General features: G+C 32.9%; 14 protein-coding genes. 9 read left to right on the top strand and 5 right to left on the bottom strand.

All coding sequences use genetic code 11. From position 1 onward, the window contains the following. Window positions 1-12: 12 nt before the first annotated feature. From secY to rplQ, 8 genes are all read left to right on the top strand, one after another. A complete protein-coding gene (gene secY / locus QHG34_RS11900; RefSeq protein ID WP_282630429.1) occupies window positions 13-1383 on the top strand; it encodes a preprotein translocase subunit SecY in 1371 nt (456 codons plus the stop codon). A 22-nt stretch (window positions 1384-1405) separates the two neighbouring features. Then, window positions 1406-1621: a translation initiation factor IF-1 gene (infA, locus tag QHG34_RS11895; protein ID WP_171623153.1), complete on the top strand. Its 216-nt coding sequence runs from the start codon at window positions 1406-1408 to the stop codon at window positions 1619-1621. Between the two features lie 75 nt (window positions 1622-1696). Continuing rightward, a complete protein-coding gene (gene ykgO / locus QHG34_RS11890; protein ID WP_013598490.1) occupies window positions 1697-1813 on the top strand; it encodes a type B 50S ribosomal protein L36 in 117 nt (38 codons plus the stop codon). Between the two features lie 12 nt (window positions 1814-1825). After that, complete coding sequence (gene rpsM, locus QHG34_RS11885) at window positions 1826-2203, top strand: 30S ribosomal protein S13 (protein WP_282630428.1); 378 nt, start codon at window positions 1826-1828, stop codon at window positions 2201-2203. 10 nt (window positions 2204-2213) lie between these two features. After that, window positions 2214-2603 carry a 30S ribosomal protein S11 gene (gene rpsK / locus QHG34_RS11880; protein WP_072928707.1) on the top strand — a complete coding sequence of 130 codons (390 nt, stop codon included), beginning with the start codon at window positions 2214-2216 and terminating at the stop codon, window positions 2601-2603. A gap of 44 nt (window positions 2604-2647) precedes the next feature. Continuing rightward, window positions 2648-3250: a 30S ribosomal protein S4 gene (gene rpsD, locus QHG34_RS11875; protein WP_282630427.1), complete on the top strand. Its 603-nt coding sequence runs from the start codon at window positions 2648-2650 to the stop codon at window positions 3248-3250. 22 nt (window positions 3251-3272) lie between these two features. Beyond that, window positions 3273-4265: a DNA-directed RNA polymerase subunit alpha gene (locus tag QHG34_RS11870; protein WP_282630426.1), complete on the top strand. Its 993-nt coding sequence runs from the start codon at window positions 3273-3275 to the stop codon at window positions 4263-4265. An 11-nt stretch (window positions 4266-4276) separates the two neighbouring features. After that, the gene (gene rplQ / locus QHG34_RS11865) at window positions 4277-4753 is read left to right on the top strand and encodes a 50S ribosomal protein L17 (RefSeq protein ID WP_282630425.1); all 477 of its coding nucleotides are present in this window, start codon (window positions 4277-4279) and stop codon (window positions 4751-4753) included. Window positions 4754-4799: 46 nt separating this feature from the next. On the opposite strand, the gene QHG34_RS11860 is transcribed toward rplQ, so the two are convergent. Both QHG34_RS11860 and QHG34_RS11855 read right to left on the bottom strand, forming a co-directional pair. Continuing rightward, window positions 4800-5495, bottom strand: coding sequence for a hypothetical protein (locus tag QHG34_RS11860; protein WP_282630424.1), 696 nt, complete (start codon window positions 5493-5495; stop codon window positions 4800-4802). Between the two features lie 79 nt (window positions 5496-5574). Next, on the bottom strand, window positions 5575-7839 hold the full coding sequence (locus tag QHG34_RS11855) for an NADP-dependent malic enzyme (RefSeq protein ID WP_282630423.1): 2265 nt from the start codon (window positions 7837-7839) through the stop codon (window positions 5575-5577). A 224-nt stretch (window positions 7840-8063) separates the two neighbouring features. Between QHG34_RS11855 and QHG34_RS11850 the strand changes: the two genes are divergently transcribed. Continuing rightward, the gene (locus QHG34_RS11850) at window positions 8064-9005 is read left to right on the top strand and encodes a S41 family peptidase (protein ID WP_282630422.1); all 942 of its coding nucleotides are present in this window, start codon (window positions 8064-8066) and stop codon (window positions 9003-9005) included. A gap of 25 nt (window positions 9006-9030) precedes the next feature. Here QHG34_RS11850 and QHG34_RS11845 read toward each other — a convergent pair whose 3' ends face one another. From QHG34_RS11845 to QHG34_RS11835, 3 genes are read right to left on the bottom strand one after another with little or no spacing between them, the layout of a single operon-like run. Beyond that, a complete protein-coding gene (locus tag QHG34_RS11845; RefSeq protein WP_282630421.1) occupies window positions 9031-10323 on the bottom strand; it encodes a glycosyltransferase family 4 protein in 1293 nt (430 codons plus the stop codon). Window positions 10324-10330: 7 nt separating this feature from the next. Next, a complete protein-coding gene (locus QHG34_RS11840; protein WP_282630420.1) occupies window positions 10331-12976 on the bottom strand; it encodes a YfhO family protein in 2646 nt (881 codons plus the stop codon). Continuing rightward, a complete protein-coding gene (locus tag QHG34_RS11835; RefSeq protein WP_282630419.1) occupies window positions 12966-13223 on the bottom strand; it encodes a hypothetical protein in 258 nt (85 codons plus the stop codon). The genes QHG34_RS11840 and QHG34_RS11835 overlap by 11 nt, the downstream gene beginning before the upstream one ends. Between the last annotated feature and the right edge of the window lies 1 nt (window position 13224).

The raw sequence follows: 13224 nt of genomic DNA, 5'->3' as shown, positions 1-13224 counted from the left end.
CATATTTTATAGATGAAAGGGTTTATACAGACCATAAAAAATATCTGGAGCATAAAAGAATTGAAGGATAAGTTACTTGTAACTATCCTTCTATTGTTGGTTTATAGATTCGGTTCTCATATTCCACTTCCAGGTGTCGATATTAACGAGGTTAATCGTTTTGTTGCAGACCAAGAAAATGCAAATTCAGGAATTTTAGGATTATTAAACTCTTTTACCGGAGGTTCTTTTAAGAGAGCTTCCGTATTTGCGTTAGGAATTATGCCTTATATCTCTGCTTCAATTGTTGTACAATTGATGGGATTAGCAGTACCTTACATCCAAAAACTACAAAAAGAAGGAGAAAGCGGACGAAACAAAGTAAACCAAATCACAAGATGGTTAACAATCGGGATTTGTTTGGTGCAAGCACCAGCATACCTTACATTGGTAACATCTCAGATTTTACCTTACGATCCAACTTCGTCGTATGCTATTTATGTAATTCCTCCAACCAACTTCTGGTTCTGGTTTCCATCAACAGTAATTTTAATTACTGGGACAATCTTTGCTATGTGGATGGGAGAAAAAATTACTGACAAAGGTATCGGTAACGGTATTTCAATCTTAATTATGGTTGGTATCTTAGCTGACTTACCAAAAGCAATATTTAATGCCTTTGAGGTTGACCCTTCAAATGGTATTTTCTTCTTGATAGAAATGTTAGGGTTAATCCTAGTTATTGCAATGTGTATTATGATTGTTGCAGCAGTACGTAAAGTACCTGTACAATATGTAAGAAGAGCACAAACTTCAAGTAGTTCTTATATGAGATCTGTAACAGATTCTGTCCGTTCTTATATTCCTCTTAAAGTGAATGCAGCTGGTGTAATGCCAATTATCTTCGCGCAAGCAATTATGTTTTTACCAGGAACATTAGCAAACTATTTCTTAGACGATACAAGTTCAATCAAAGCATTCTTTACAAAAATGGCAGATCCATTTACGTGGGAATACAATTTGATCTTCGGATTACTAATTATTATCTTCACATACTTCTATACTGCGATTACAATTCCAGTAAATCAGATGGCTGAAGACTTAAAACGTAACGGAGGAATTATACCTGGAATCCGTCCTGGAAAAGATACTGCAAATTTTTTAGACGATATTTTATCAAAAATTACGTTACCTGGAGCAATTTTACTAACTTTGCTTGCTGTTTTGCCAGCGATTGTAAAATTATTAGGTGTAGAACAAAGCTTAGCAATGTTCTTTGGAGGTACATCAATGTTAATTATGGTGGGAGTTATCTTAGATACTGTACAACAAATTAATACATATTTATTAAATCACCGTTACGATGGTTTAATGTCTTCAGGTAGAACATCAAGAGATATCTAATAAGATTATTTTAAAAAGATTTATGGCTAAACAAAAACATATTGAACAAGACGGTACGATTACAGAAGCATTATCTAATGCAATGTTCCGTGTCGAATTAGAAAATGGACATGTTGTAACATGTAACATATCTGGTAAAATGCGTATGCACTATATCAAATTATTACCAGGTGATAGAGTTAAAATAGAGATGTCTCCTTACGATTTATCAAAAGGAAGAATATCTTATAGATACTAAAAGAAATAATAACGACTGGTGATAGAGTTAATGTGGAAACGTTAACTCTATCGGATTATAAATAAATTTACAAAGATGAAAATTAGAGCATCCATTAAAAAGAGAAGTGCTGACTGTAAAATTGTACGTCGTAAAGGACGTTTGTATGTGATCAACAAAAAGAATCCTAAGTTTAAACAAAGACAAGGTTAATTATTTAGAATTATGGCAAGAATTTCAGGTGTAGATTTACCTAAAAACAAAAGAGGGGTAATCGGACTTACATACATTTACGGTATCGGAAGAAGTAGTGCTTCAACTATCTTAGCTGAAAATAACATTTCAGAAGATAAAAAAGTTAGCGAGTGGAGTGATGAAGAAATCAATGCAATCCGTGCATCGATCAATGAAGCTTTCAAAGTAGAAGGTGAATTAAGATCAGAAATCCAATTAAACATTAAACGTTTAATGGATATCGGATGTCAAAGAGGTATTCGTCACAGATTAGGTTTACCATTACGTGGTCAAAGAACAAAAAATAACTCACGTACAAGAAAAGGTAAAAAGAAAACAGTTGCTAACAAGAAAAAAGCCACTAAATAATAAGTAGATCATGGCAAAAAATCAGAAAGTAGTAAAGAAAAGAAAAGTAGTTGTAGAAGCTACTGGACAAGCTCATATTCAAGCATCGTTTAATAACGTTATCGTTACTTTAACGAACAAAAACGGTGAAGTTATCTCTTGGTCTTCAGCAGGTAAAATGGGATTCCGTGGATCTAAAAAGAACACGCCTTACGCTGCTCAAGTAGCCGCTCAAGATGCAGCAACAGTTGCATACGAAGCTGGATTAAGAAGAGTTAAGGTATTCGTGAAAGGACCAGGTCAAGGTCGTGAGTCTGCTATTAGAACAATTCATAACGGTGGAATCGAGGTTTCTGAAATCGTTGATGTTACTCCATTACCACATAATGGATGTCGCCCTCCTAAAAAGAGAAGAGTATAATCATTTTTCTCAATTTAATTATTTAATATTTAATAGTACAAATCATGGCAAGATATACAGGACCAAAAACTAAAATTGCAAGAAAATTTGGACAACCAATTTTCGGTGACGATAAATCTTTTGAGAAAAAGAAATATCCTCCAGGGCAACACGGACCTAACAAAAGAAGAGCTAAAAAATCAGAATACGCTATTCAGTTAACTGAAAAACAAAAAGCGAAATATACTTACGGTATCTTAGAGAAACAATTTGCTAACTTATACAAGAAAGCAAATGCATCTAAAGGAATTACAGGTGAAGTATTATTACAATTATGTGAATCTCGTTTAGATAACGTAGTTTACAGATTAGGTATCGCAAACTCACGTAGCGCTGCTCGTCAATTAGTATCTCACAAACACATCACTGTTAATGGTGAATTAGTAAACATCCCTTCATACCAACTTAAAGCTGGTGACGTTGTAGGAGTAAGAACTAAATCTAAATCATTAACACCAATTACTAATTCATTACACGCACGTCGCGAGTATGATTGGTTAGTGTGGAATGATGAGCAATTATCAGGAACTTTCACAAAAGCTCCAGAAAGAGTTCAAATCCCAGAAGATATTAAAGAGCAATTAATCGTCGAGTTATATTCTAAATAAACCTTAAAATCAGACTAATAAAATGACTATTTTAAATTTCATCAAACCTGACAAAGTAATCTTAGTAGAGTCTGACTCTAAATTCGGACAATTCGAGTTCCGTCCATTAGAACCAGGATACGGGATTACAGTTGGAAATGCTCTACGTAGAGTGTTACTTTCTTCATTAGAAGGATATGCGATCACTTCAATCAAAATTGAAGGAGTTGAGCACGAATTTTCAACTATTCCAGGAGTAGTGGAAGATGTTACAGAGATCATTTTAAATCTGAAAAAGGTTCGTTTTAAGAAACAAATTGATGAATCAGATGCTGAAACTGTAACTGCTACTATCTCAGGGCAAGATCAATTAACAGCGGGTGATTTAGGGAAATTTATTTCTGGATTTCAAGTTTTAAACCCTGAATTAGTTATCGCTAACTTAGACTCAAAAGTAAACGTTACAATTACATTTACAATTGAGAAAGGTAGAGGATACGTACCAGCTGAAGAGAATAAAAAGGCTTCTGCGCCAATTGGTACTATAGCAATTGATTCGATTTACACTCCGATTAAGAATGTAAAATATGCAATTGAAAACTATCGTGTAGAGCAAAAAACGGATTATGAAAAATTAGTTTTTGAGATTACTACTGATGGTTCTATAACTCCACAAGATGCATTAACTGAAGCAGCTAAAATCTTAATTCACCACTTTATGTTATTCTCTGACGAAAGAATTACTCTTGAAGCAGAAGAAGTAGCATCTGGTGAAACTTATGACGAAGAAGCTTTACATATGCGCCAATTATTGAAAACTAAATTGGTTGATATGGATTTATCAGTGAGAGCATTAAATTGTTTAAAAGCAGCTGAAGTTGAAACATTAGGCGAATTAGTTTCTTTCGCTAAGTCTGACTTAATGAAGTTCAGAAATTTTGGTAAGAAATCTCTTACAGAATTAGAAGAATTAGTTGATAGCAAAGGTTTAAACTTTGGTATGGACATCGTAAAATATAAGTTAGACGTAGAATAATTTTATTAAAAATGAGACACGGAAAAAAATTTAACCATTTAGGTAGAACTGCCTCTCATAGAAGAGCTTTATTATCTAACTTAGCTATAGCGTTGATTACGCACAAAAGAATCAACACAACAGTAGCGAAGGCAAAGGCATTACAAACATACGTTGAGCCTTTATTGACAAAGTCTAAAACAGACGATACAAACAACCGTCGCGTTGTTTTCTCTTACTTACAAGATAAGGAAGCGGTAACTGAATTATTCAGAACTGTAGCTCCTAAAATTGCTAACCGTCCAGGTGGATACACTCGTATCATCAAAACTGGTTTCCGTTTAGGTGACAGTGCTGATATGGCAATGATCGAGTTAGTAGATTTCAATGATATCTACACTAACGCGAAAGTTGAGAAAAAAGCAACGACACGTCGTAGTAAAAAAAGTACTAAAACAGAAGAAGCTGCTCCTGCTGCTGAAACTGAAGGTACTGAAGAACAAGCATAATCAATTCGATTATAATATGAAAAGCCTCCCAAATTGGGAGGCTTTTTTAGTTGTAATTTGCTTTTGCTATACGCTCTGTTGTTTTAATATACATCTTATAATCGTCCATTGCAAATTTTATTATTTGATTGTTTTGATCTAACCAAAATGTATCTCCCATTATCCTTTCTCCAGTATGTTTAATGCGTTTTGTATTTATCTTATTCTTTCCAACTTGTATCACTTCATCTTTGATATATTCTATCTGATGTATCGGTTTATAATGTAATTCCTCAATTTCGAGCGAATCAAATCGTTTAATAATTCCTTTCTTCTTATAATTTTGTTTGGTTACAAAGTAAAATAAATTAATACTTGTAAATGTATTATTACTCGTTTTTAAAACTTCTTCATTGATATTATTTAACCATTCAAACTCATAATTTGTACGATTTACTTTACCATTTATTTCATAATGCTTTCCATCTTCAAATAGTTTTATATCATAATCTATTGGGGTGAGTATTGAGTCATTTAGATTTGTCAGTTTGATTTCGTAATTAATTTTATCGTTCTCTTTTTTTATTTGTAAGGTAGCCTTAGTAATTAACGTATCATTTATTTGCAGAACTTGATAGTTCATGTACCCTTTATAAGGACTTATGTCTACTTTGTACCAATCATTTTGAATGATTTTTTGGGAAAAAGTACATGCAGGTAATAAAAGTAACAGATATACGATTATATTGTTTATTTTTTTCATCTAGTTGGTTTTTATAAAGATAAAAAAAACTCCCTGAAAAGTCAGAGAGTTTTAAATTCTTATAAATAATTGCTATTTCTTAACGATGTTGTTGCGCATCAATTACAGCAATTGTAACCATATTCACTATTTCGCGAACAGTACTATCCAATTGTAATAAGTGAATTGGTTTTTTCATACCAATTAAAATTGGTCCAACCGCTTCTATATTTCCTAATTCTTGTAATAATTTGTACGAAATATTTGCAGACTCCAAATTAGGGAAAACTAATGTGTTGGCATAAGTTCCTGCCAATTTAGAGAAAGGGAAATTACTTTGTAATTTTTCTTTGTTTACCGCAAAATTAGCTTGTATGTCACCATCTACTTTAATATCTGGATGATTTTGGTGTAAATAGTTTACAGCATCTTGTACTTTAGACACTGTTGTTCCTTTATTTGATCCAAAATTAGAATAAGACAATAAAGCTATTTTAGGCTCTATTTGGAATTTCTTAATCGTTTCGTTGAATTGTAAAGTAATATTGACCAAATCTTCTGAAGTTGGGTCTAAGTTAACGGTTGTATCTCCTAAGAAAATAGGACCTTTTTCTGTTAACATCATATACATACTTGCAACTTTTTGGTTTTCTTCCGCTCCAATTAATTCTAAAGCTGGACGAATCGCTTGCGAGTAGTTTTTCGTCATACCAGAAATCATTGCATCAGCATAACCAAACTCAATCATACAAGAACCAAAATAGTTTCTGTCACGTAACATTTTCTTTGCATCAGATATCGAAACACCTTTGCGTTGACGTTTTGTGTAAATAAACTCAACAAACTGATTGTAGCGATCAGTATCTTCTTCAGCGCTTGGATCGATGATTTCAACATCATCTAAATCCAACGCATAATCCTTGATCATTTGTTGAATTTTATTTTTCTTTCCTAAAATGATCGGAATAGCAATTTTTTCTTCTTTTACGATTTGCGCTGCACGAAGAATTTCGAAACGATCTCCTTCTGCAAAAACAACACGTTTTGGATTTGATTTTGCTGTTTGTGTCAAATTACGCATAATCGTACTCTCGTTTCCGATACGTTTGATTAAGGATAATTTGTATTCTTCAAAGTCAGTGATTGTATTTTTTGCAACACCAGTTTCAATTGCGGCTTTCGCAACAGCAGCAGAAACTTCTGGTAATAAACGTGGATCATTCGGTTTTGGAATGATGTAATCTTTTCCAAATTTTAAAGAATGATTGTTATAGGCTTGCGTTACAACTTCAGGAACGGGTTGTTTTGCTAATTCTGCAATAGCACGTACAGCTGCAATTTTCATTTCCTCATTAATCGTTGTAGAACGTACATCTAAAGCTCCACGGAAGATATAAGGGAAACCTAATACATTGTTTACTTGATTTGGATAATCTGAACGTCCTGTACCCATAATAATGTCAGTACGAGTTGCGATAGCTAATTCATAAGCAATTTCTGGATTAGGATTAGCCATTGCCAAAACAATCGGATTTTCTGCCATTGTGTTCAACATTTCGGCAGTTAAAACATCAGCAGCAGATAAACCAATAAAAACATCAGCACCTTTTACCGCATCTGCTAAAGTAGAAATGTCACGATCTGTCGCCCATTCTGCTTTAGAAGGATCTAAATTATCGCGATCTGAACGAATAACACCTTTACTATCTAACATTACGATGTTTTCTTTCGTAGCACCAACAGAAATATACATTCCGGTACACGAAATTGCGGCAGCACCAGCTCCGTTTACAACGATTTTTACTTTAGAAATATCCTTTCCTTGTAACTCACAAGCATTAATTAATGCTGCTCCAGAAATAATTGCAGTTCCGTGCTGATCATCGTGCATCACAGGAATATTCATTTCAGCTTTTAAACGTTTCTCAATCTCGAAACATTCTGGCGCTTTAATATCTTCAAGGTTAATTCCACCAAAAGTAGGTTCTAAAGCCTTTACTGTATTGATAAATTCGTCTACATTTTTTGTGTCTAACTCAATATCAAAAACGTCAATATCAGCAAATATTTTAAAAAGTAATCCTTTTCCTTCCATTACAGGTTTAGAAGCTTGCGCACCAATATCACCTAATCCTAAAACAGCAGTTCCGTTACTAATTACGGCAACTAAATTTCCTTTAGCTGTGTATTTGTAAGCATTTTCAGGATCTTTTTCAATTTCTAAACAAGGCTCAGCTACTCCTGGAGAATAAGCAAGCGACAAATCGCGTTGTGTATTTGTAGGTTTTGTCGGAATTACCTCAATTTTCCCTGGTTTACCCATAGAATGGTAATTCAATGCGTCTTTTTTACGATTGTCATTCATTTTTTCTGTGATTTATTTTTTTTCCAAGATAAATTTAAGGATAAAATATACAACCTACTTATGATGAATGTTAGATTTTGATATTTTTTGTAAAGTTTTTTTGTCAACTTACATATTTTGACTATTCAAAATTGTGAGGTTGATAATTTTATTTATAAATTTCAGTTATAATAATATCAGTTTTACTATTTTCAAGGACAAGTCTATTATCTTAAAAATTAATTATGAGAAAAATAATATTTATTGCATTAACAATACTGTTTGCTTCTAAAATACAGGCACAAAATGTACAATCAGACAAACAAGCGATTGCTTTAAACAATGAAATTTTTAAAATCATCAAGAACAATTCTCTTTTTACGAATGAGCTAAATTGGAAGAATATTGAGACTGAAAGTAAAACGTTGGCATTAGTAAAAAATGATTCTAATAACGAGCAAATTATTTTTGATTTCTATACAAATAAACTGAAGGAAGTAGGAGATAAACATTCTCATTTTTATTCTTCAAAAAAAATAAATAAAATAAAGGAGTCTCCTTTGGCTGAATATCCTCAAGGGGAATATTTGGGAAATGGTGTTGGATGGATAAAAGTACCAAGATGCGCTAATTTTGATGAAAAGAAAGATGTGGAATTTGCTAATACAATTCGTTCAATTATCAAAAAAATAGATACAGAAAATACGATAATTGGTTGGATTGTCGATTTACGTGGCAATGGAGGCGGAAGTATGTGGCCTATGTTGGCGGGTTTAAATGCTTTGCTTGAAGATGGAACGACAGGTTATTTCTTATATGGTAAAATTAAAATACCATGGTTAAATGACAATAAAAATGTAAATACATATAAAATTAAAAATAAGAAAACGAAAATAGCTGTATTATTTGATGGTAATACAGGGAGTAGTGGTGAAATGACTGCTGTATCATTTTTTGGTTTACCTAATGTGAAATCCTTTGGACAAAAATCTGCAGGATACACTACAGCTAATAATACTTATTTTCTATCAAATGGAGGACAGTTGTTGTTAGCAAGTGCCTATATTATGGATAGAAATGGCAAGAGCTACAAAGATGAATTAACGCCCGATGTAATAGTGTCAGATTTATCGAACACTAAAAATGATCAAGTAGTTAATACAGCAATTAAATGGCTTTCTGAATAATAGTTGAAATTATTTTTATTAAAAACTACAGATCATCCACAACTTCAACCAATTTCTTCGTTAAGTTTTTTCGGTTGAATTGTTGAACTTCCGCTTCATTAGTTTCAAATTTTTGGTTAGGATTTTTTAACCATTGATTGTAAATCGAAAGGATGTATGTTTTGATTTCATTGACTTGTTGATGAGAAAAATAATCACCTGCTTTTGTTTTTTGAAGTATTTTTTCGACATCAGCATCTGCTGGACCAACTGCTAAAATTGGATTTCCAGTTGCCATATATTCGAATAATTTACCTGGAATAATTCCTTTCGAAGCAACATTATCAAAGTTTGTTAACAACAATATATTCGCAGAGTTGATCGCATTTAACGACTCTTGATGCGAAACATATCCGTGAACAATCAAATTATTTTGTAAACCTTGTTCAAGAATTGTTTGTTTGACATCATCAGCCAAAGAGCCATAAAAATCAAGTTTAAAATCTTCTCGAAACGATTGATTTTCGTTGCTAATTTCAGCTAAAGCTTTCCACAAAGCGATTGGATTTCGAAGCATTTCCAAACCTCCAGAATACGTCAAATGAAAGTGATTTTGATCTTTTTCTGTTTGCTGTTTTACTTCTTCAAAACCATTTGTAATTACTTCTACATGTTTTGCACCAATCTTCTTGAAATTTTCTCCATCAGCGTAACTAGTTGCTAAAATAACATCTGCTTTTTGCATCACTTCACGCTCCAAATCTTCGTGTTTTTTAGCTGCCCAAGAAGTTAATTTCAATTCTTTATGATAACTAATTTGCGTCCAAGGATCACGAAAATCTGCTAACCATTTTAGATTTGGTAATTGTTTTTTCAATTTCAACCCGATTAAATGTAAGCTATGAGGTGGACCAGAAGTTACAATCGTATCGATATTTTCTTTCTGTAAAAAGTCTTTTAAATATTCTACAGAAGGATTTACCCAAAACTTGCGCGCATCTGGAATAAAGAAATTTCCACGAACAAAAACCGACAATCTCGACATGAAAGATTGATTTTCTTTCTTTTCGAAATGTCCTCCTTTGTAAGCTTTATTTTTTGGATTCAGTTTTTCTGCCAACTGATAAGGTTCCCAAATTTTATTCTTGACGATTTTAACTTTTGGATTGATATCCTTCGCTAAGGTTTCGTCTAGAATTGGATAAGAAGGATTTTCTGGAATATAAACGTAGGTTTCATATCCAAATTCAGGAAGATATTTTGTGAATTTCAACCATCTTTGAACACCAGGACCTCCCGCAGGAGGCCAGTAATAGGTGATGATTAATATTTTTTTCATTCTAAAATTAAGCCTTTTCAGCGGCTAAGTTTAAATTCTCTTTTGTAGAACATTTTTTATATCCCAAATAAATACCTCCAGCCACAACGATTAAAAGTAAAATATTCGAAACAATCACAATCATATTTCCAGTAGAAATAACTTGTGGTTTAAATTCCATCACGATTGTGTGATTTCCTTTTTGTACAGGAACTGCACGCAAAACGTAATTCGCTTTTTCGATCGGAACTTCTTTTCCATCAACCGTTGCAGTCCATCCATGAGGATAATAAACTTCTGAGAAAACAGCAATTTGATCTGTGTTAGAAGAAGATTTGTACGTCATTTTCATTGGCGAATAATCAACCAATTCAATTTTAGAATTAGCATCTGCCGAAACATTCAAGTTTTTATTCTCAACCAAATCTTTACGTAAAATAACCGTATGATCAATTGGAGTAGAATTTATCGCTAAGATTTCGTCATTGGCATTTTCTGTCCATTTAATATTCGACGCTAACCAAGCACTTCCCAAAGCTGTAGGATTTTGCTGCACTTGCGGCTCAGTTGGACTTCCATGAATAATGTATTTCGTATTCATCATATTCAATACATTAATCAAACCTGTTTCATCTTTGATTCCGTATTTTTTTAATTGCGGATCTTGAGAAAAATAGATATCCACAACATCTTGGTATTTCCCTAATTTCGCTGCATGATAACCACCAATAGAAGGAACAAAATATGAAGTTCCAGCTTCGTTAAATGTACTTAAAACTGTGTTGTATACACGGAAATGTGATTTATCTTGTTTTGAAATATTTGACAACAAATTATTCAACGGAACTTTGTAAGCAATTTGCGCAACATTATTGTTGTTCTCTGCTTCGGTTTGTAAACGAGGCGACATTTCTGTTGGGAAAGGATTGTCAACAATGTATTTAGACACAAAATTATCTTCGTTCAAATATCTTTTATTCACCGTAAATCCATCAATAAAAGCCAACGCACCAATCGCTAAAATAACGATAATTGGTTTTTTGATAAACTTGAATAAATATGCCAGCAACAAAGCCATTGTGAATAAAACAAAAATCAATGTGCGAACTGTATCCGCTTTAAACATTGCAATTCTATCTTGAATTAATGCTTCATCTAATCGTTTTATTAATCCATCCCAAAGTCCGATTGCATTAGGATTTGCTTGCTGAATTTGTCCGATTAATTGTTCTGTCATTAATTTTTCATTTTCTGATGTAAATGGAAAAATCATTCCACCAAATAAGAAGAAAATAATTAAAATCCCTACTGTAGAACCACCAGCTATATAAAGTACTTTCTTTTTGAACTCTTCTGATTCGTCAGAATTAAAGAAATAATATAAAGTCAAAATTGCTAAGAAAGGCATTGTAAATTCGGCAATCACCAAGATTGATGATACTGCACGGAACTTATCATACATCGGAAAATAATCGATGAATAAATTGGTTACAAAAGGTAAATTTTTACCCCATGCCAAAATGAAACTTAAGATCGTTGCTCCAACTAACCATTTTTTATAGGTCGCGTATTTTCCACGAACCATAAACATTCCGATAATAAACAAGAAAACAACTACAGCTCCCTGATAAGCTGGTCCAGAAGTTCCTGGTTGATCTCCCCAATATGCACTTCTCGGCTGACTTGCCACCGCTTGAAAAACTTGTTGATTGAACTCGTCTTCACCAAGGCTATATTGTGTATTTTGTAATTCGGATGTATAATTTTTTAAATCTTCTGGATTGGTTTGTGAACCACCACCCATCAAATTTGGAATAAAAAGATTTAATGTTTCTAATTTTCCATAACTCCATTGTGTGATATAATCGTGATCTAATCCATTCGAATTCTTTTTCAACAACGTCATTTCAGACTTTCCACGCGTCGTTTCTTTACTGTATTCGTAAGTTGACAATAATCGATTTGCATTCAATCCTGCTGCAATAATTACTGCGACAACGACTAATGCAGATGATTTTAAGAAATCAGGTAATTCTTTTTTCTTTAAACTATCAATAAATTGAACTATTGCAAAAACCAACATTGCCAAAAACAAATAGAACGTCATTTGGATGTGATTGGCTTGTAATTGTAATCCCATAAACAATGTTGTGAGTACAAAACCTGCAATGTATTTTTTGCGATACAATAGAAGAATTCCAGCAACTAATGGCGCAAAATAACCAATTGTATGTAGTTTTCCGTTATGTCCTGCTGCAATCAATTCGAAATAATAGGAACCAAATGCAAAGAAAATTGCACCGACTAAAGCATATTGCCATTTTTTGAAAAGTGTTATTCCAAGAATGAAAAATCCTGTAAACAACAAGAAAATGTAATCTGCTGGACGTGGTAAAAATCTGAATGCACCGTCAATCGTTTTGATAATATCAAAACTATATTTCGCACCCGTTTGATACGTTGGCATTCCACCAAACATCGCATCAGACCAATAGACATTTTCGCCTGTTTTGTCTTGATACGTCAACATTTCTTGCGCACTACCTTTGTAGTTGATAATATCGGGCTGAATAACAGATTTTCCCGATAAAACTGGTGAACAATACACCAATGCAATCACCGCAAACAGTAGCAATGAGATAAGAACGTAGAGTAAATTCTTTTTATTTTTCATCCTTTTTTTCTTCGATTATTTCGTAATCCACCGTTTCGGCGTCTATGTTGTATTTTGGTTTCTCGAAAGATGTATTTTGTTGCGATTCTCTGTAAGAATCGTTTGAGTTTTGACTCTGATTATAAGCTTCTCTTTGTTGATTAATCGCTTCTTTAAAAACTTTTTTAATCACAAAGACCTTTCTTAAAAATCTATAAATAAATAAGAAAATAACGCATAAAATTAAAATCCAAAGAATTGTTTTCATT

Source organism: Empedobacter sedimenti (assembly GCF_030005555.1).
Lineage (GTDB): Bacteria > Bacteroidota > Bacteroidia > Flavobacteriales > Weeksellaceae > Empedobacter > Empedobacter sedimenti.
The sequence above is the reverse complement of the archived record's forward strand: the minus strand, read 5'-3'. Positions and strand labels throughout refer to the sequence as shown.

Excerpts from the sequence above, each read along its gene's own strand:
- secY (WP_282630429.1), top strand. The coding sequence starts at position 13 with ATGAAAGGGTTTATACAGACCATAAAAAATATCTGGAGCATAAAAGAA.
- infA (WP_171623153.1), top strand. The coding sequence starts at position 1,406 with ATGGCTAAACAAAAACATATTGAACAAGACGGTACGATTACAGAAGCA.
- ykgO (WP_013598490.1), top strand. The coding sequence starts at position 1,697 with ATGAAAATTAGAGCATCCATTAAAAAGAGAAGTGCTGACTGTAAAATT.
- rpsM (WP_282630428.1), top strand. The coding sequence starts at position 1,826 with ATGGCAAGAATTTCAGGTGTAGATTTACCTAAAAACAAAAGAGGGGTA.
- rpsK (WP_072928707.1), top strand. The coding sequence starts at position 2,214 with ATGGCAAAAAATCAGAAAGTAGTAAAGAAAAGAAAAGTAGTTGTAGAA.
- rpsD (WP_282630427.1), top strand. The coding sequence starts at position 2,648 with ATGGCAAGATATACAGGACCAAAAACTAAAATTGCAAGAAAATTTGGA.
- QHG34_RS11870 (WP_282630426.1), top strand. The coding sequence starts at position 3,273 with ATGACTATTTTAAATTTCATCAAACCTGACAAAGTAATCTTAGTAGAG.
- rplQ (WP_282630425.1), top strand. The coding sequence starts at position 4,277 with ATGAGACACGGAAAAAAATTTAACCATTTAGGTAGAACTGCCTCTCAT.
- QHG34_RS11860 (WP_282630424.1), bottom strand. The coding sequence starts at position 5,495 with ATGAAAAAAATAAACAATATAATCGTATATCTGTTACTTTTATTACCT.
- QHG34_RS11855 (WP_282630423.1), bottom strand. The coding sequence starts at position 7,839 with ATGAATGACAATCGTAAAAAAGACGCATTGAATTACCATTCTATGGGT.
- QHG34_RS11850 (WP_282630422.1), top strand. The coding sequence starts at position 8,064 with ATGAGAAAAATAATATTTATTGCATTAACAATACTGTTTGCTTCTAAA.
- QHG34_RS11845 (WP_282630421.1), bottom strand. The coding sequence starts at position 10,323 with ATGAAAAAAATATTAATCATCACCTATTACTGGCCTCCTGCGGGAGGT.
- QHG34_RS11840 (WP_282630420.1), bottom strand. The coding sequence starts at position 12,976 with ATGAAAAATAAAAAGAATTTACTCTACGTTCTTATCTCATTGCTACTG.
- QHG34_RS11835 (WP_282630419.1), bottom strand. The coding sequence starts at position 13,223 with ATGAAAACAATTCTTTGGATTTTAATTTTATGCGTTATTTTCTTATTT.